Annotated in this window: 15 protein-coding genes and 1 tRNA gene; 6 read left to right on the top strand and 10 right to left on the bottom strand. The window is 64.2% G+C overall.

Translation table 11 applies throughout. From position 1 onward, the window contains the following. Positions 1 to 106: 106 nt before the first annotated feature. Positions 107 to 370, bottom strand: coding sequence for a cell division protein CrgA (gene crgA / locus BFN03_RS17825; RefSeq protein ID WP_070380125.1), 264 nt, complete (start codon positions 368 to 370; stop codon positions 107 to 109). Between the two features lie 118 nt (positions 371 to 488). On the opposite strand from crgA, the gene BFN03_RS17820 reads away from it, so the two are divergent. Then, positions 489 to 1,187 (top strand): DUF881 domain-containing protein, encoded by a 699-nt coding sequence (locus BFN03_RS17820; RefSeq protein ID WP_070380124.1) that lies wholly within the window; start codon positions 489 to 491, stop codon positions 1,185 to 1,187. Positions 1,188 to 1,305: 118 nt separating this feature from the next. Further along, a complete protein-coding gene (locus BFN03_RS17815) occupies positions 1,306 to 1,959 on the top strand; it encodes an aminodeoxychorismate/anthranilate synthase component II (protein ID WP_070380123.1) in 654 nt (217 codons plus the stop codon). Between the two features lie 12 nt (positions 1,960 to 1,971). Here BFN03_RS17815 and pknB read toward each other — a convergent pair whose 3' ends face one another. The 7 genes from pknB to BFN03_RS17780 all read right to left on the bottom strand — a co-directional run bounded on the left by pknB (position 1,972) and on the right by BFN03_RS17780 (position 11,885). Continuing rightward, on the bottom strand, positions 1,972 to 3,873 hold the full coding sequence (pknB, locus tag BFN03_RS17810) for a Stk1 family PASTA domain-containing Ser/Thr kinase (protein WP_070380122.1): 1,902 nt from the start codon (positions 3,871 to 3,873) through the stop codon (positions 1,972 to 1,974). Continuing rightward, complete coding sequence (locus tag BFN03_RS17805; RefSeq protein WP_070380121.1) at positions 3,870 to 5,321, bottom strand: protein kinase domain-containing protein; 1,452 nt, start codon at positions 5,319 to 5,321, stop codon at positions 3,870 to 3,872. Before BFN03_RS17805 ends, pknB begins: the two co-directional genes overlap by 4 nt. Positions 5,322 to 5,323: 2 nt before the next feature. Then, on the bottom strand, positions 5,324 to 6,811 hold the full coding sequence (locus BFN03_RS17800) for a peptidoglycan D,D-transpeptidase FtsI family protein (RefSeq protein WP_070380120.1): 1,488 nt from the start codon (positions 6,809 to 6,811) through the stop codon (positions 5,324 to 5,326). Beyond that, positions 6,808 to 8,262 (bottom strand): FtsW/RodA/SpoVE family cell cycle protein, encoded by a 1,455-nt coding sequence (locus tag BFN03_RS17795; protein WP_070380119.1) that lies wholly within the window; start codon positions 8,260 to 8,262, stop codon positions 6,808 to 6,810. Before BFN03_RS17795 ends, BFN03_RS17800 begins: the two co-directional genes overlap by 4 nt. Then, positions 8,262 to 9,758 (bottom strand): PP2C family protein-serine/threonine phosphatase, encoded by a 1,497-nt coding sequence (locus tag BFN03_RS17790; protein WP_070380118.1) that lies wholly within the window; start codon positions 9,756 to 9,758, stop codon positions 8,262 to 8,264. The genes BFN03_RS17795 and BFN03_RS17790 overlap by 1 nt, the downstream gene beginning before the upstream one ends. Beyond that, a complete protein-coding gene (locus BFN03_RS17785; protein WP_070381050.1) occupies positions 9,755 to 10,219 on the bottom strand; it encodes an FHA domain-containing protein FhaB/FipA in 465 nt (154 codons plus the stop codon). The genes BFN03_RS17790 and BFN03_RS17785 overlap by 4 nt, the downstream gene beginning before the upstream one ends. Positions 10,220 to 10,466: 247 nt before the next feature. Further along, complete coding sequence (locus BFN03_RS17780; protein ID WP_070380117.1) at positions 10,467 to 11,885, bottom strand: DUF3662 and FHA domain-containing protein; 1,419 nt, start codon at positions 11,883 to 11,885, stop codon at positions 10,467 to 10,469. A 291-nt stretch (positions 11,886 to 12,176) separates the two neighbouring features. On the opposite strand from BFN03_RS17780, the gene BFN03_RS17775 reads away from it, so the two are divergent. After that, positions 12,177 to 12,262: transfer RNA gene (locus BFN03_RS17775), tRNA-Leu, on the top strand. Positions 12,263 to 12,387: 125 nt separating this feature from the next. After that, positions 12,388 to 13,071, top strand: coding sequence for a helix-turn-helix domain-containing protein (locus BFN03_RS17770; RefSeq protein ID WP_070381049.1), 684 nt, complete (start codon positions 12,388 to 12,390; stop codon positions 13,069 to 13,071). On the opposite strand, the gene BFN03_RS17765 is transcribed toward BFN03_RS17770, so the two are convergent. Next, on the bottom strand, positions 13,061 to 13,456 hold the full coding sequence (locus BFN03_RS17765; RefSeq protein ID WP_070381048.1) for a VOC family protein: 396 nt from the start codon (positions 13,454 to 13,456) through the stop codon (positions 13,061 to 13,063). The genes BFN03_RS17770 and BFN03_RS17765 overlap by 11 nt on opposite strands. A 185-nt stretch (positions 13,457 to 13,641) precedes the next feature. On the opposite strand from BFN03_RS17765, the gene BFN03_RS17760 reads away from it, so the two are divergent. Together BFN03_RS17760 and BFN03_RS17755 are read left to right on the top strand one after the other, a co-directional pair. Next, complete coding sequence (locus tag BFN03_RS17760) at positions 13,642 to 14,355, top strand: hypothetical protein (protein ID WP_070380116.1); 714 nt, start codon at positions 13,642 to 13,644, stop codon at positions 14,353 to 14,355. Next, entirely contained in the window at positions 14,352 to 14,819 is a 468-nt protein-coding gene (locus tag BFN03_RS17755) for an RDD family protein (protein ID WP_070380115.1), read from the top strand. The genes BFN03_RS17760 and BFN03_RS17755 overlap by 4 nt, the downstream gene beginning before the upstream one ends. A gap of 7 nt (positions 14,820 to 14,826) precedes the next feature. On the opposite strand, the gene BFN03_RS17750 is transcribed toward BFN03_RS17755, so the two are convergent. Continuing rightward, a complete protein-coding gene (locus tag BFN03_RS17750; protein WP_070380114.1) occupies positions 14,827 to 15,267 on the bottom strand; it encodes an MmpS family transport accessory protein in 441 nt (146 codons plus the stop codon). Positions 15,268 to 15,313: the final 46 nt, after the last annotated feature.

Below are 15,313 nucleotides of genomic sequence, written 5' to 3'. Positions count from 1 at the left end.
CAACAGACACGGCTACCCGGCATTCGTTTGTCCACAGGGGTTGTTAACAATGGGGATGAATAACATGGGTGTAATTGGAATGGTCTCTGTTGTGTCACCCGAATGGTCAACGCCAGCGCATCGTCATGATCAGTCCGACCACCATGAAGCCGAATCCGATGAGGAAATTGTAGGCACCGAGATTGTTCAACCAGTCGAGTTGCTCAGCCGCGAGATAGTAGACGAGCAGCCAGAGCAAGCCGATCAGCATGAACCCGAGCATCACCGAGACGTACAGGGTGCTCGAGGGCCCAGCCTTCGCCCTTCCAGGGGTGCGGCTCGCTGGATTGATCGTGTAGTCGGTCTTCTTTCGGACCTTGGATTTCGGCATGGCGTCCTCGTTCGTGCAATTCTACTAGGGATGTGGGCAGGTAAATTCGGAACACTTGTGTGGGTACACGCTAACGTAGCCGCGATTCGCAGGGCGAGGACGAGGGGACGAAACACCGGTGAATAGATCCATCTGGTGGCGGATCGCCGTGTTGGGGGTCTGCGTAGTGGCCGGCCTGCTGGTGTCCACCACGGGTGTGGCCTCGCACGGCAGTGAACTTCGCGCGGGAGACTCCACCCGTTTGTCTGACTTGGTGCGCAATGCGCAAGCCAAGACCGATGCGGCGGCCTCGTCCCGCGATCAACTCGCGGCCGAGGTCGACTTGCTCCAGGAGTCGGCCGCCGTGACCGACGATTCGGTCGCACAGGTTCTCGCCGATACGAAAGCGGTTGCTACGGACGCCGGTCTTACGCCCATGACCGGTCCGGGAGTCACCGTGACCCTGACCGACGCTTCGCGGAACGCGGACGGCAAGTATCCGGTGGACGCGGCCCCGGACGACCTCGTCGTCCATCAGCGCGACGTCCAAAGCGTGCTCAACGCGTTCTGGGTGGGCGGTGCAGAGGCGATCAGCATGCAGGACCAGCGGATCGTCAACACCTCGGCTCCGCGGTGCGTCGGCAACACCCTGCTGCTACACGGCCGCACCTACAGCCCGCCATACGTAATGTCGGCGATAGGTGATCCCACACGCCTGGCTGCAGCACTCGCCAATGAACCCGGAATCCAGGTTTACAAGCAGTACGCGACGCGCTTCGGGCTCGGATACTCCGAAACTGCATCCACCCGATTGAGTGTGCCCGGCTACGCGGGCTGACTCGAGTCGGGTCCCCGGCCACACGGGACACCGGTCGGCGGGTCCCCGGCCACACCGGACACGTATCGGCGGGTCCCCGGCCATACGGGACACTGCCGCGACAGAATACCCTGGCCCCATGAGGATTCTCGTTGTCGACAATTACGACAGCTTCGTGTTCAACCTGGTCCAGTACCTCGGACAGTTGAGGACTCGGGTGGTCGTCTGGCGAAACGACGATCCGAACCTCACCGGGCCGGCTGCCATCGCCGCGGCAGCAGCCGATTTCGACGGAATTCTGCTGAGCCCCGGACCGGGCACGCCGCAGCGAGCCGGTGCGACGATGGACTTGGTGAAGGCATCTGCCGACGCGGAGACACCGCTGCTCGGAGTGTGCCTTGGACATCAGGCGATCGGGGCCGCATTCGGTGCGACCGTCGACCGTGCGCCCGAATTGCTCCACGGCAAAACCAGCGTCGTCCACCACGACAACGCCGGTGTGCTGGCGGGACTGCCCGATCCGTTCACCGCAACCCGCTACCACTCGCTGACCGTGCTCGAGGACACGATTCCGGATGAACTCGAGGTCACGGCCCACACCGACAGTGGAATCGTCATGGGGATGCAGCACCGCGAACTTCCGATTCACGGCGTCCAGTTCCATCCCGAGTCCGTGCTCACAGAGGGTGGCCACCGAATGCTCGCGAACTGGCTCGCGATCTGCGGCGATGCTCCGGCAGCGGGCCTCGTCGACACCTTGGAGGCAGAGGCGGCGCACGCACTGGGCGGGTAGCGGCGCAAGCAGCTACCTCGGGATGCCCAGTGTTCCGACTCTGACCGAGATGACGCTGGTCTTGGTGATTTCCGATCCAGGCGGCTGTTGCTGACTGACGATCCTGCCGACCTCCTCGGGATCGAGCGTGGCGGTCTGGGACTGATTCAACGAATTCGAAGACCCGGTCCACCCGGCACTTCGCAACGCTGTGAGTGCCTGTGACACCGTTTTCCCGGTCAGGTCGGGCATCTCGATGTTGTTGCCGTTCGAGACCATGATCGTAATGGTGTCGCCCTCTGCGGCCGTCGACCCTCCCGCTGGGTCGGTGGAGACCACCAGACCCTCGTCGAGGCCGGAGTCGACTTGCTCGATCGTCACCTCGAAGCCGGCACCCTCGATGTTGGCTTGGGCGACCTCCACCGTCTGACCGGTGACATCAGGAACGCGGACCTGCTCGGGGCCGCTCCCGAGGGTGATCGCGACCTCGGAGTCGAGCGCGATGCTCGAACCCGACGACGGCCGTTGTTCGATCACCTTGTCGATGTCGGCCTCGTCCGACGGTGCGCGTTCGATCGAGCTGTCGAGCCGCAGACCGACGGCGTTCAGCTCCTGCTGTGCTTCCTGCTGGTTCAGTCCGGCCAGCCGGGGAATCGTCACCTGCTCGGGGCCCGAGGACACCTCGAGGGTGACGGTGCTTCCCCGCTCTACCTCGACACCTCCGAGGGGCCGGGTACTGATGACGTTGCCTGCCGCCACGACGTTATCCGGCCTCTGCTGCCGGGTCACTTGAAACCCTTCGTTCTGCAGTGTGGCGGTGGCGGCGTCGGCGCTCTGATTGGTGACATCCGGCAGGGTCACCTGGTCGCCGGACCCCAATCCCAAGGCAGTCCACAGAAACGCCGTGACGATGCCGATGACGATGAGTGCGCCCAGCGCCATCAGTGCCAGCAGGATCGGATTTCGCCGTCGATCCGGATGCTCATCCGTTTCGTCCTCTGGCGGATCGGGGGGAAGCAGCTGAGGCTTGATGAGGCCGGTGGGGCGGTCGTCCCAGTCGTTGGGGTTCTTGTCGACCACGGGCGCGCTGGGCCGTCGACCGGCCAGCACCCGGACCAGGTCGCTGCGCATGTCGGCGGCAGTCTGGTAGCGGTTGGCAGGGTTCTTACTCATTGCCTTGAGGATCACGGAGTCGAGCTCGCGCGGAATATCCGGGTTGATGTCGGACGGTATCTCCGGATCTTCCCGCACGTGCTGATAGGCCACCGCGACCGGTGAGTCACCCTTGAACGGGGGCTGGCCGGTGAGGATTTCGAAGAGCACACACCCGAGCGAGTACACATCGGATCGGGCGTCCACCTGTTCGCCGCGGGCCTGTTCCGGCGACAGATACTGGGCAGTGCCGATGACGGCAGCAGTCTGAGTCATCGGGCTGGACGCATCGGAGATTGCACGCGCGATACCGAAGTCCATCACCTTCACCGCGCCCGCGCGGTTGATCATGATGTTGGCCGGCTTCACGTCGCGGTGAACGATGCCGTTGCGGTGGCTGAAGTCGAGCGCCGCGCACACATCCGAGATGACTTCCATCGCGTGCTGCGGCGACATCGGGCCCTCGTTGCGAACGATGTCGCGAAGGGTCTCGCCTTCGACGTACTCCATCACGATATAGGGCAGTGGTCCGGCGTCGGTCTCCGCTTCACCGGTGTCGTAGACGGCCACGATCGCGGGGTGGTTGAGTGCTGCCGCGTTCTGTGCCTCGCGGCGGAAGCGCAGATAGAACGTGGGGTCGCGGGCAAGGTCGGCCCGCAAAACCTTGATCGCCACGTCTCGGCTGAGCCGGACATCGCGGGCGAGATGGACCTCGGACATGCCACCGAAGCCGAGAATCTCACCCAGCTCGTAGCGTGCGGAGAGGTTGTGCGGTGTGGTCATGGCTGTCCTTGTGGGATCGGAGCTTCGGTTTCCTCCGACGTGGTCGTCGTCGTGGGCGGCTCGGTGGTCGTCGTCGTGGGCGGCTCTGTAGTGGTCGTCGTGGGCGGCGGCTCGGTGGTCGTTGTCACGGGTGGCGGCTCGGTGGTCGTTGTCACGGGTGGCGGCTCGATCGTCGTCGGCGGCACTTCGACGACCGGTGGCGGCACGATGATCGTCGTCGGTGTCTGCTCGAACGTGGTGGTGGTCGGCGGCGGCGTCGTCGTGATCGTCCGAAGTGGCGACGTCACGGAAGGCGTCGTCGGAACATTCGTACCACCCTGGTCGAACAGGACGAGTGCAACGCCGATGATTGCTGCCAACAGGATCAGCCCCCCTGCACCCCAGGCGACAGCCATCTGGCTACTGGTCAAGCCGCCCCGTGCGTTGTCATTCTTTTCGTCAGAGTCTTCGGGTGCTGCCTGAGCAGCGCCTTGACCCGCGTACACGGCCTGAGTCGGCCCTGCCGTCGGCGTCATCTGGGACGGCCCTGCCGTCGGTGTCACCTGAGTGGGCCCCGCCACCGGTGGAGGCAGTACCCGGGACGCCCCATTCTTTCTGCCGGGTGGTGGTGGGCGTCGCCCGGCCCGGACCGCAGCGACGGCCTCGGCGAAGTCGCCGCCACTCGAATAGCGCACCGCCGGATCCTTCGCGATGGTGATATCGATCAGTTCGCGGATGTTCGGCGGCAGGTCGCTCGGCAGCGGCGCCGGAGTCTCCTGCACGTGCTTCATCGCGACGGTGATCGCGCCGTCACCGAGAAATGGGCGATGCCCTGACAGCGCTTCGTATCCGACGATCCCGAGTGAGTAGACATCGCTGGCAGAGGTCGCATCCTGTCCGAGCGCCTGCTCCGGGGCGATGTACTGGGCAGTGCCCATCACCATTCCGGTGCGGGTGATGGGAGAGCTTTCCACAGCCTTGGCGATGCCGAAATCCGTGATCTTCACCTGACCGGTGGGGGTGATCAAGATGTTGCCCGGCTTCACGTCGCGGTGCACCACGCCGGCGTCGTGCGCCACCTGCAGCGCCCGTCCGGTCTGCTCGAGCATGTCCAGGGCGTGCGGAATGGTCAGTCGGCCCACCCGCGCGAGGACTGCGTTCAGCGGTTCACCGTTGACAAGTTCCATCACCAGGTATGCGGTGGACTCGCCGGTGCTGTCGCTTACCTCGCCGTAGTCGTAGACGCCGGCGATACCGGAGTGGTTCAACTGTGCGGTGAGACGCGCCTCGGAGCGGAAGCGCTCGAGAAATTCTGGATCCGAAGAGATTTCGGACTTCAGTACCTTCACCGCGACATGACGATTGAGCCGACTGTCGTTCGCTTCCCAGACCTGTCCCATTCCGCCGGTAGCGATGAGACGGATCAGCCGGTAGCGGTCGGCAATCAGAGAGCCGTTGTTCAGTGCCATGGTCAGCCCCCCTGAAGTCCCGCCGCAATGACTGCACGACCGATGGGCGCGGCTACCGAGCCTCCGGTCGCCGCCAGTGAACGATCTCCGCCGTCTTCGACGATGACCGCGATTGCCACGGTCGGGTTCTCGGCGGGCGCGAATCCGATGTACCAGGCATGTGGCGGTGTGTTCTGTGGATCGGTCCCGTGTTCGGCAGTGCCAGTTTTGGAGGCGATCTGAACGCCGGGGATCTTGCCTTCGCCGCTGGTGTCGTTCTCGGAACCGATCATCAGTTCGGTCAGGGTATCTGCCACCTCCGGAGACATCGCTTGGCCTTCGGACACAGGGTTGGTGATGGCGAGATCGGACAGGTCGGGGGCCTGCAGCTTCGACACCAGCTGTGGCTGCATCCGAACTCCCCCGTTCGCGACTGTCGCCGCGATCATCGCGTTCTGCAGCGGAGTGAGCGCGACGTCGCGCTGGCCGATGCTGCTCTGGCCGAGTGCCGCATCATCCGGGATCGTCCCGATTGTGCTGTCTGCCACCGGGAACGGAACACCGGACATTGGTCCGCCGATGCCAAGTGCGCTGGCTTGGTCGCGGATGGCGTCAGCCCCGGTTTCGATACCCAGTTCGACGAATGCCGTGTTGCACGACCGTGCGAATGCCTCGCGCAACGGTGCGGTGGGGGCGTCGCCACAGGGTGTGCCAGCGTAGTTCTCGAGGGTGGTCGATGTGCCGGGAAGAGTGATCTCGGGGGCCGCAGTCAGTTGGGTGTCGGGGGTGGTTCCGGCGGCGAGCGCTGCCGCAGTGACCACGACCTTGAAAGTGGAACCCGGCGGGTAGGTCTGTGACACCGCGCGGTTGATGAGGGGCTTGTCCGGGTCGTCGTTCAGCTGCTCCCAGGCCTGAGTGACCTCGGTGCCGTCGTGGCCGGAGAGTGAATTGGGGTCGTAGCTCGGGGTACTGACCATCGTCAGGATATGACCGGTGCTCGGGTCGATAGCCACGACCGAACCGGTGTAGCCCTTTGCCGTCAACTGGTCGTAGGCCACCTGCTGCATGGCCGGATTGAGAGTAGTCACGACGTTGCCGCCACGGGGGTCGCGCCCCGCCACGAGGTCGAAGAATCGCCGTCCGAACAGGCGACCGTCGGAGCCGTTGAGAACTTGGTCCTCGGCCCGCTCGAGCCCGGTGCTGCCGTATTGCATCGAATAGAAGCCGGTGACCGGGGCGTTGGCGAGCGGACTCGAGGGCGCTCCTTGGGCGGCGGGGTAGGTGCGTAGGTACTTGTAGCGGTCGGTGGTAGGAACCGACACCGCCAGCACCTCGCCATCCGCCGAGATCTGACCCCGCTGACGCGAGTATTCGTCGAGGAGCACCCGGGAGTTGCGCGGATCGGCTCGCAGGTCGTCGGCCTTGATCACCTGGACGTAAGTGGCGTTGGCGAGCAGAGCAACAACCATCATCATGACGGCGATGGCGACGCGGCGTAGAGGTGTGTTCATGAGCGAGGCATCATCTCGGTCTGGGCCTCGGCGATGGGCGTGGGACCCTTCTTCTTCGGAACGGCGGGCTCACGTGCGGCGTCCGAGATCTTGATCAAGATTGCGAGCAGCAGGTAGTTGGCGAGCAGGGACGACCCACCGTACGACATGAACGGCGTGGTCAGGCCGGTGAGCGGGATCAATTTGGTGACGCCGCCGACCACCACGAACACCTGGACGGCGATGGTGAACGACAGTCCCGCCGCGAGGAGTTTGCCGAAACTGTCTCGCACGGCCAACGCGGTGCGCAACCCGCGGATGACCAGTACCAAGAAGAGCATCAGTACGGCGGTGAGACCGATCAGTCCGAGTTCCTCGCCGATTGTGGCAACGATGAAGTCGGTCTTCGCGAACGGCACCTGGGAGGGCCTGCCGCCGCCGAGTCCTGTGCCGGCGACCCCGCCGGTGGCGAGGCCGAACAGCGACTGCGAGATCTGGTAGCCGGTGTCGTTGTAGTCGGCCAACGGGTCCAGCCAGGTGCTGACACGAACGCGGACGTGACCGAACATTTGATAGGCGAAGAAGAACCCGATCGCCAGCAGTCCGACGCCGATCAGTAACCATCCGACACGTTCGGTGGCGATGTAGAGCATCACGAGCACGGTGCTGAACAGCAACAGCGACGTTCCGAGCTCTTTTTCCACCACGAGCACGCCCACCGACACCATCCAGGCGACGATGATCGGGCCCAGGTCACGGGCTCGGGGCAGATCGATGCCGAAGACATGCTTGCCGGCCGTGGTGAACAGGTCTCGTTTCGCGACGAGGATCGAAGCGAAGAAGATGATCAGCAGGATCTTCGCGAACTCGCCGGGCTGAATGCTGAACCCGGGGAGCCGGATCCAGATCTTTGCCCCGTTGACTTCGGAGAATCGCGCCGGCAGGAACGCGGGGATCGCAAGGAGGACCAGCCCGGCGAGACCCAGTGTGTAGCTGTAGCGAGCCAGGAGGCGGTAGTCGTTCAAGAGGACGAGAACGGCCACGAACCCCGCGATGGCCAGTGTGGTCCACAGAACCTGCTGGTTAGCGTCCGGAGACGGGATGGGAAGCCCGAAATACGTGGCGGACTGTTCGTCGGCGAGATCGAGCCGGTGGATCAGCACCAGACCCAGCCCGTTGAGTAGTGCGACGATCGGCAGGATCAGTGGGTCGGCGAACGGTGCGAACCGGCGCACTGCAAGATGCGCGATCAGGAACAGCGCAGTGTAGGCGGCGGCGTACTTGGCGAGATCCCAGCCCAGGATCTGCTCCTGGCTGGCCTCGACCAGCACCAGCGAAATCGTCGTGATCAGGATCGCGAAACCGATCAGAAGCAGCTCGGTATTGCGCCGGGTCGGTTGGTCGGGAGCAGGTGCGAACCCGCCAGGCGGACTGGGAAACTGCGCTCCCGGTGATGGACTGGCAACTGACATCAGTTGGCCGTCCTGCAGTTCTGACCGGGGATCTGGACGATGGGAGGCACTGCCGAGTCAGTGGGCGGCGACGGAATCTCCTGCGTAGGAGCCGGGATCTCCTGCGTAGGAGCCGGGATCTCCAGCCCAGCTACCGGTGGCACCTGGGCCGGGGCCTCTGGCGCCGGCGGAGGCGTTGTCTCCGGGGTGGGCGTGGGAGCCGGGGTCGTCGGGGTCAGGTCGGACGATTCCGGCTCGCAGACCGGAAGCAGATCGTTCAGGGCGAGCCGCGCCATTTGGTTGCGGGCGTCCTCGAGGTTGCCCGAGGGTAGCCCGGCCCGCACCTGCTCGCGGGCGGAGGGCCGGAGGTCATCGACCTCGAGAATCGTGCAACCGCTCGCCGTCTCGTTGGGCGACATCAACCTCAGGTCGCCTGTATCGCTGACACAGCCGAGGAGATTCGCTTCCTGCAGCGAGTAACCCAACACTGAGCCGGGAACCCCGCGCAGCACGGTGACCCGTTCGTTGTCGGCCCCGACGTAGTAGTTGTTGCGTATCAGGGCCTGTCCGACGTAGGCGGCGATGGCGATCACCGCGACCAGGCCGACCGCGAAGGCGGCCCACCAAATGCGATGGCGCTTCTTCGCCACCGGTTCCGTGGTCTGGGGGATCACCCGCTTCGGGGTGGCTCGCGGCGGGCGCATCGCGGCGGCACGACCGGCGGCAGTGTTCGGCGGAGGGGCGTCCTCCTCGTCGTCTGTAGAGGCGGCACCAGCAACGATGGGGTTGCTCTCGCCGTAGTCGAGGTCGATGACATCGGCGACGACGACCGTGACGTTGTCCGGCCCGCCGCTGCGGAGGGCCAGTTCGATCAGCCGATCGGCGCACTCATCCTGAGAACTCTCGCGCATGGTGTTCTCGATGGTCTCGTCGCTGACCACGTCGGACAGTCCGTCCGAGCACAGAAGGTAACGATCCCCGGCGCGTGCCTCCCGCACCGTCAGCGTCGGCTCGATCTCGTTGCCCGTGAGGGCACGCATGATGAGTGAGCGCTGAGGGTGCGAGTGCGCCTGCTCGGCCGTGATCCGTCCCTCGTCGACGAGGGACTGTACGAACGTATCGTCCCGGGTGATTTGAGTGAGGGAGTCGTCGCGCAAGAGGTAGGCGCGCGAGTCACCGATGTGGACTAGCCCGAGTTTGTTGCCGGAGAACAGGATTGCTGTGAGCGTGGTGCCCATCCCGTCGAGTTCGGGATCTTCCTCGACATGGTCGGCGATGGAGTCGTTGCCTTCGCGGGTGGCAGCCTCCAACTTGCCCAGGAGGTCTTCACCGGGTTCGTCGTCGTCGAGATGTGCCAGTGCGGCGATCATCAATTGTGATGCGACTTCACCGGCAGCATGACCGCCCATGCCGTCCGCGAGTGCAAGGAGACGAGCACCTGCGTAAACGGAATCTTCGTTGTTGGATCGAACGAGGCCGCGGTCGCTGCGAGCGGCATAGCGGAGTACCAGGGTCACGGGCGCAACTCGATTACCGTTTTGCCGACGCGTACGGGAGTACCGAGCGGCACGCGGACAGATGTTGTGACTTTGGCCCGATCCAGGTAGGTGCCGTTGGTCGAGCCGAGGTCTTCGACATACCAGTCGGCGCCTCGTGGGGAGAGCCGAGCATGGCGGGTGGAAGCGTAGTCGTCAGTGAGGACGAGGGTGGAGTCGTCGGCGCGGCCGATGAGGACCGGCTGCGTGCCCAATGTGATGCGTGTGCCAGCCAGGCCTCCCTGCGTGACCACCAGGTATTTCGCGGATTTCGTCCTACCCAGAGACGGCAAGACGCTGCCGCTGCGGGAGTACCGAGCCGGAACCCGTACGCCGGAGCCGGCGTAGATGTCGCCACGCAATGTGCGCAAGACGGCCCAGACGAAGAGCCACAGCAGAAGCAGGAAGCCTGCTCGCGTGAGTTGCAGAATCAAACCCTGCACGCAGTCCACCTCCTTCATTCATGGCCGGAACACCCGAGGTTTCCGGCTCTATTTCTGGCAGCATCATAGGGGCAACCCGTACCCTGCGATCAGGATACGGGCAGCCCACAACGACACGGAGTCCGCACCGTGTTACGGCCGAATCAGTATCCGACGTGATGTCGGCCGAGTATCGAAGCTGTCTCAGTTGTGTCTCGGCCGGGAAGGTCCGTGGAACGGTTTCGAGCGGACGCTTCACCGGTTCGTCTTAGAGGATTCGGACGAGGATCTCTGAGTGACCTGCGCGGATGATGTCTCCGTCGGCGAGTTGCCAGTCCTGAACGGGTGCACCGTTGACCGTGGTTCCGTTGGTGGAGCCGAGGTCGGAAAGCATGGCGACCCGACCGTCCCAGCGAATGTCGATGTGGCGACGTGACACGCCGGTGTCCGGGAGGCGAAATTGTGCTTCCTGGCCGCGTCCGATGACGTTGTTGCCTTCTCTCAGCTGGAAGTGTCGACCGCTACCGTCCTCGAGCTGCAACGTCGCGGTGAACGTCTGGCCGGAAGCCGGATACGGCTGCTGGTAGCCGCCCTGGTCGTATCCACCCTGCTGGTCGTAGTCGGCGTAGGACTGCTGGTAGCCACCCTGCTGCTGGTAGCCACCCTGCTGGTCGTAGTCGGCGTAGGACTGCTGGTCGTAGCCGCCCTGTTGATAGCTGCCGCCGTCATATCCCTGGTCGTAATTCTGCGGCTGTTGGTAGCCGCTGTCGGCGTAGGAGCCATCCGGGTAACGGGCGGGGGCTTGTTGGTCGTAGTCGGCGTAGCCGCCCTGGTCGTATCCACCCTGCTGGTCGTAGTCGGCGTAGGACTGCTGGTCGTATCCACCCTGTTGGTCGTAGCCGCCCTGTTGGTCGTAGCCGCCCTGCTGGTCGTAGCCGCCCTGCTGGTCGTAGCCGGGTTGCCCATACGCAGGTTGCTCGTAACCCCGAGAAGGCGGGCCCTGGTCGTATGCCTGGCCATATGCCTGTTCTTGTGGGTACGCACCCTCCGGCGGGTATTGGCCGCGGTCATAGCCGTTCTGGTAGCCCTGCGGGTACCGCTGGTCCTGACCTGGGTGGGCGTGACCGTTCCGCGCGTCTTGTGGGTCCGGCTTGCGGTTGCGCGCCGGGTCGCGGCTTGGGTCGTAGCCTGAATTCTGCGTCATGGGGCCAGCTCCTGGGTTCGACGTGACGGGTACTGATTGTGCCTGTGGTCGCGCTACGCGGCCACGTGGCGGTTCGGGTCGCCCCGACGTTGTGGAACTGGGGCGACCTGCGTCGGGATCTACCGAACCCCGGGCGCGGAACTGCCCCGTGTGCAGTGAAGACGATGGTTCGAACGCGACGACGATGGGACCGTACGTCTGCCAGCCCTGCTCGCGGATGAAGTCTTCGAGGTGACGAGCGAAGGCCTTGACCGTCAATTCCGCATCAGCGGCGAGGGCCTCGTGGTCCGAGTTGTTGATCGTGATGACGTAGCTGTTGGGTGCGAGGAGATGGCCGCCCTCCAACTGCTGAATCCGGTCGGACGCTTCCTGCTGCAACGCGGCTTCCACCTCGTGGGGCACAACCCCGCCGCCGAAGACCCGGGCAAATGCGTCGCCGATGGCGCCTTGGAGCTTCCGTTCGAAGCGTTGAACAATTCCCATCGGATCGGAACCTCCTTCCAGTGCCGCGGCGCCATACGCCGGGTGTCGCTGTGTTGTATTTGTCGGAGACATGTTTATATATCGGACGGCTCCAGGCTGCGACACTTACGTGTCGTGACACCGCCGTGCGTGAACCCCACGGTACTGTCAGTGCAACCAATCACGACACCCGTCCGCGCAACAGCATGATATCGGTCCTCTGGCGGACGAGTACTGTCGTGGCCTTTTTGTGTCCTGAGCTGTGCGAATCGCAATTGCCAGGGATCCCGTGATAATGTTCTCGCGTCGCTCGGGCGAGTGGCGGAATGGCAGACGCGCTGGCTTCAGGTGCCAGTGTCCTTCGGGACGTGGGGGTTCAAGTCCCCCTTCGCCCACCAGCGTGATTCTCCGGAATCATGACATCGAGGCCACGGACCCGCAGGGGTTCGTGGCCTTCGTGCTTTCCAGGTCGGATCGGCACCGGTCGGGTCCGGGTCTGCACCGCCTACATAGCATTGAAGTCATGTATGCGGAGCGGCGGTCCACGTTCCCGGGCGCAGTGGTGTGGACCAGCACCGCGGCCGAGGGGCAGACCGCTGTCCTGCCCGACGGTTGCATGGACCTCATCTGGAGGAGCGGTGAAGTCGTCGTAGCCGGCCCCGATTCCCGGCCATATCTCGCCGCCGCTCGGGAGGGGGATCAGTACGTCGGATTGCGTTGCGCTCCTGGGATACTGCCGGATCTGTTGGGGACCCCAGCGGAGGAGCTCGCCAATCTGCGGGTCCCGCTTGCCGACGTCTCGAGCGACACCGCTACGGCAGAATTCCTCAGCCGGATCGTCGATGCAGCCGACCCCGATCGGGCGCTCGAGGACTTCGCGAGGTCTCGAAGGTTCCATGGGCCGCCGAGGGACGGCAGGATCGCCGCGATCGTTCGGCTCCTCGAGCAGCAGGCGTCCGTCCGCGAGGTCGCGGACTATGTCGGTATCGGAGAACGCCAACTGCACCGGTTGTGTCGTCGTCAGTTCGGCTACGGGCCGAAGATGCTGGCCCGGATTCTTCGGTTGCAGTCGGCGATGAGATTCGCAAACTCATCCATTCCCGCAGCGCAGGCGGCTGGGATGGCCGGGTACTCCGATCAAGCCCATCTGATTCGTGAGGCCAACGAGTTGACTGGGCGCACTTTCGGTCAGCTCGTCACCGTGTGAGGGCTGCGAACAGGTCGACGGGATTGCCGTCGGGATCGTCGACGATGGCGTATCGCTGGCCCCAGGGCGCGTCCCACGGCTTCTTCCGGCCAGTGTGGCCGGCACCTGTGATCTCATCGAACAGCTTGTTGACGCCTTCGGCGGTTCCGCAATCGAAGGCGAGGCAGACGCGATGCCCACCGCTGGGTTCTTCCCATTCGGGCGTAAACGAACGGATGGTCTCGATCGTGTCCCACATCAGGCGAACACCGCCGGGAAGCTCGACTTCGACGTGGGGCGACCTTTCGGCATCGACGGGGATGTCGAGTCCGAGTTGCCTGTAGAACGCGAGTGAGGCGGGCAGGTCGCGAACGACCAGTTCGATGGCGCTGAGTGTTGCGGTCATGCCGAGAACGCTAGAGACCGCCAGCCAGTCCGCATTGAAGGTTTCGGACATCAAGCATGTTCACTCGTTAGAGTCCCTTTTCGATCTGCAGCACGGTGCGGTGGGCATGACATGGGCCGCGACCACCGAGGACGAAAAACGAATAACCGGTCCGCCGCGGCCTTGAACCGGCTTGGATAGTAGGTATGGACGGCGCGAAGTCCTCCGATCCGGTGCGCCTCGCGATTGGTGTCGCCGCCACCCTGGGCGCAGGGTTGCGTCGTGTGATTGGGTTCGGCCTCGATACGGCGCGGCGCGTGCCGGGCATCGATCCTGTGTTTGCCATCCTCGAAGTCCGCGGGACCGCGGCACTGCACACAGCAGACGAACTCACGGATCGGGTCTTGCACGCTGTCCTGCGGAGAATTGTGCGGGTTGCGCTCCTCGAAGTGGACATCACGTCGATCGTTCGCGACCACGTCGACCTCGATACCATCGCCGAAGGCGTCGACATCGAGCGCATCATCGACCGGGTGGACGTGGATGCGATCGCTGCCCGCCTCGATATTTCACAGATCCTCGATCGAGTGGACGTCGATGCCGTCGTCGATCGCGTCGACCTGAATTCGATTGCCGGGCGGATCGATGTGGATGCGGTCGTCGAGCGTGTCGACGTGGGTTCGGTGATAGCACGCATCGACCTCATCGGTCTCGCTGACACCATCATCGAGGGTGTGGATTTACCGAGCATCATTCGGGAGTCCACCGGATCGATGTCCAGCGAGGCAGTGCGCGGCGTGCGAAGCCAGGGAATGCAGGCTGACGACGCCGTGTCGGGATTCGTGGGCAAGTTGTTCGGACGCACGCAGGAGCAGCGCGGGGACGCTCGGGAACAGTCCGAGGAACCGGGCGAACGATGAGCGGGCCTACACATCACTACGCGGGAATCGTCACCCGAGGGTTGGCCGCCGGTATCGACCTCCTGATCGTGTCGGCGGTGATGGGCCTTATCTATATCGGTGCGTTGATTGCGCAGCTGTTGTTCTCACCGCAGGAATTCTCGTTTCCCAGGGGCAACGCCGTGCTCTCCGTCAGCACGTTCATCACCGTGTCGGTGCTGTACCTCACGGCATGCTGGGCCGTCAGCGGTCGCACCGTCGGAGCGGTGACGATGGGCCTGCGAGTGATAAGCCGCAGCGGGAGGTTGATCGGCTGGCCGCGAGCATTCCTGCGCGCCGTGCTGTACGTGATGTTCGGGTTCGGGCTGCTGTGGGCGGCCGTCGACCCTCGGCGCCGGTCGGTTCAGGACATCCTGTTGCGGACCACGGTCGTCTACGACTGGGAGCCCGACCTACATCTCGGCGAAGCTGCGCCGGGGATATGACGGCGGGCTAGTCCAGGATCTTCGAGCAGTAGACGGAGGCGTAGGGGCCGCTCGCTGTGTCCGAGTCGAGGACCTTGCCGCCTTCGGAGATGGTGCAGCTCACGGTTCTCCCGGAACTACCGGTGGAGACGCTCAGTGTTGCCAGCTTGACCAATCCGGAGATCGTGACGGTCTCGGACCACGGCGTGGTTACGCTGGCGGCTTCGACCGACTCCGAGTCGCCGCTTGTGTACCGGATCGACCGGATGTCGTCGGAGGTCGAAGTGACCTCGTACTGAACGTCGATCGTACGGCTGACCTCCTCGTTCACCTCCTTCACCGCAACCCCCACCAACGCTGTGCACCCCGCGAAACCGAGCAGGACGACGCCGACTACCGCGATCAACACCCAGAGCCAGACGGGGTGCTTCTTCTGCGGAGGCTGCTGAGGATAGCCGGGCTGAGCCATGTAACTCGGTGGCGGCGGGTAGGCACCTTAGTTATGGGTACTGCCC

The sequence above is a fragment of the Rhodococcus sp. WMMA185 genome (assembly GCF_001767395.1).
Lineage (GTDB): Bacteria > Actinomycetota > Actinomycetes > Mycobacteriales > Mycobacteriaceae > Rhodococcus_F.
The sequence above is the reverse complement of the archived record's forward strand: the minus strand, read 5'-3'. Positions and strand labels throughout refer to the sequence as shown.

Bases quoted from the DNA above. Each gene is read 5' to 3' on its own strand.
- crgA (WP_070380125.1), bottom strand. From the start codon at position 370: ATGCCGAAATCCAAGGTCCGAAAGAAGACCGACTACACGATCAATCCA.
- BFN03_RS17815 (WP_070380123.1), top strand. From the start codon at position 1,306: ATGAGGATTCTCGTTGTCGACAATTACGACAGCTTCGTGTTCAACCTG.
- pknB (WP_070380122.1), bottom strand. From the start codon at position 3,873: ATGACCACACCGCACAACCTCTCCGCACGCTACGAGCTGGGTGAGATT.
- BFN03_RS17805 (WP_070380121.1), bottom strand. From the start codon at position 5,321: ATGGCACTGAACAACGGCTCTCTGATTGCCGACCGCTACCGGCTGATC.
- BFN03_RS17800 (WP_070380120.1), bottom strand. From the start codon at position 6,811: ATGAACACACCTCTACGCCGCGTCGCCATCGCCGTCATGATGATGGTT.
- BFN03_RS17795 (WP_070380119.1), bottom strand. From the start codon at position 8,262: ATGTCAGTTGCCAGTCCATCACCGGGAGCGCAGTTTCCCAGTCCGCCT.
- BFN03_RS17780 (WP_070380117.1), bottom strand. From the start codon at position 11,885: ATGGGAATTGTTCAACGCTTCGAACGGAAGCTCCAAGGCGCCATCGGC.
- BFN03_RS17770 (WP_070381049.1), top strand. From the start codon at position 12,388: ATGTATGCGGAGCGGCGGTCCACGTTCCCGGGCGCAGTGGTGTGGACC.
- BFN03_RS17765 (WP_070381048.1), bottom strand. From the start codon at position 13,456: ATGACCGCAACACTCAGCGCCATCGAACTGGTCGTTCGCGACCTGCCC.
- BFN03_RS17760 (WP_070380116.1), top strand. From the start codon at position 13,642: ATGGACGGCGCGAAGTCCTCCGATCCGGTGCGCCTCGCGATTGGTGTC.
- BFN03_RS17755 (WP_070380115.1), top strand. From the start codon at position 14,352: ATGAGCGGGCCTACACATCACTACGCGGGAATCGTCACCCGAGGGTTG.
- BFN03_RS17750 (WP_070380114.1), bottom strand. From the start codon at position 15,267: ATGGCTCAGCCCGGCTATCCTCAGCAGCCTCCGCAGAAGAAGCACCCC.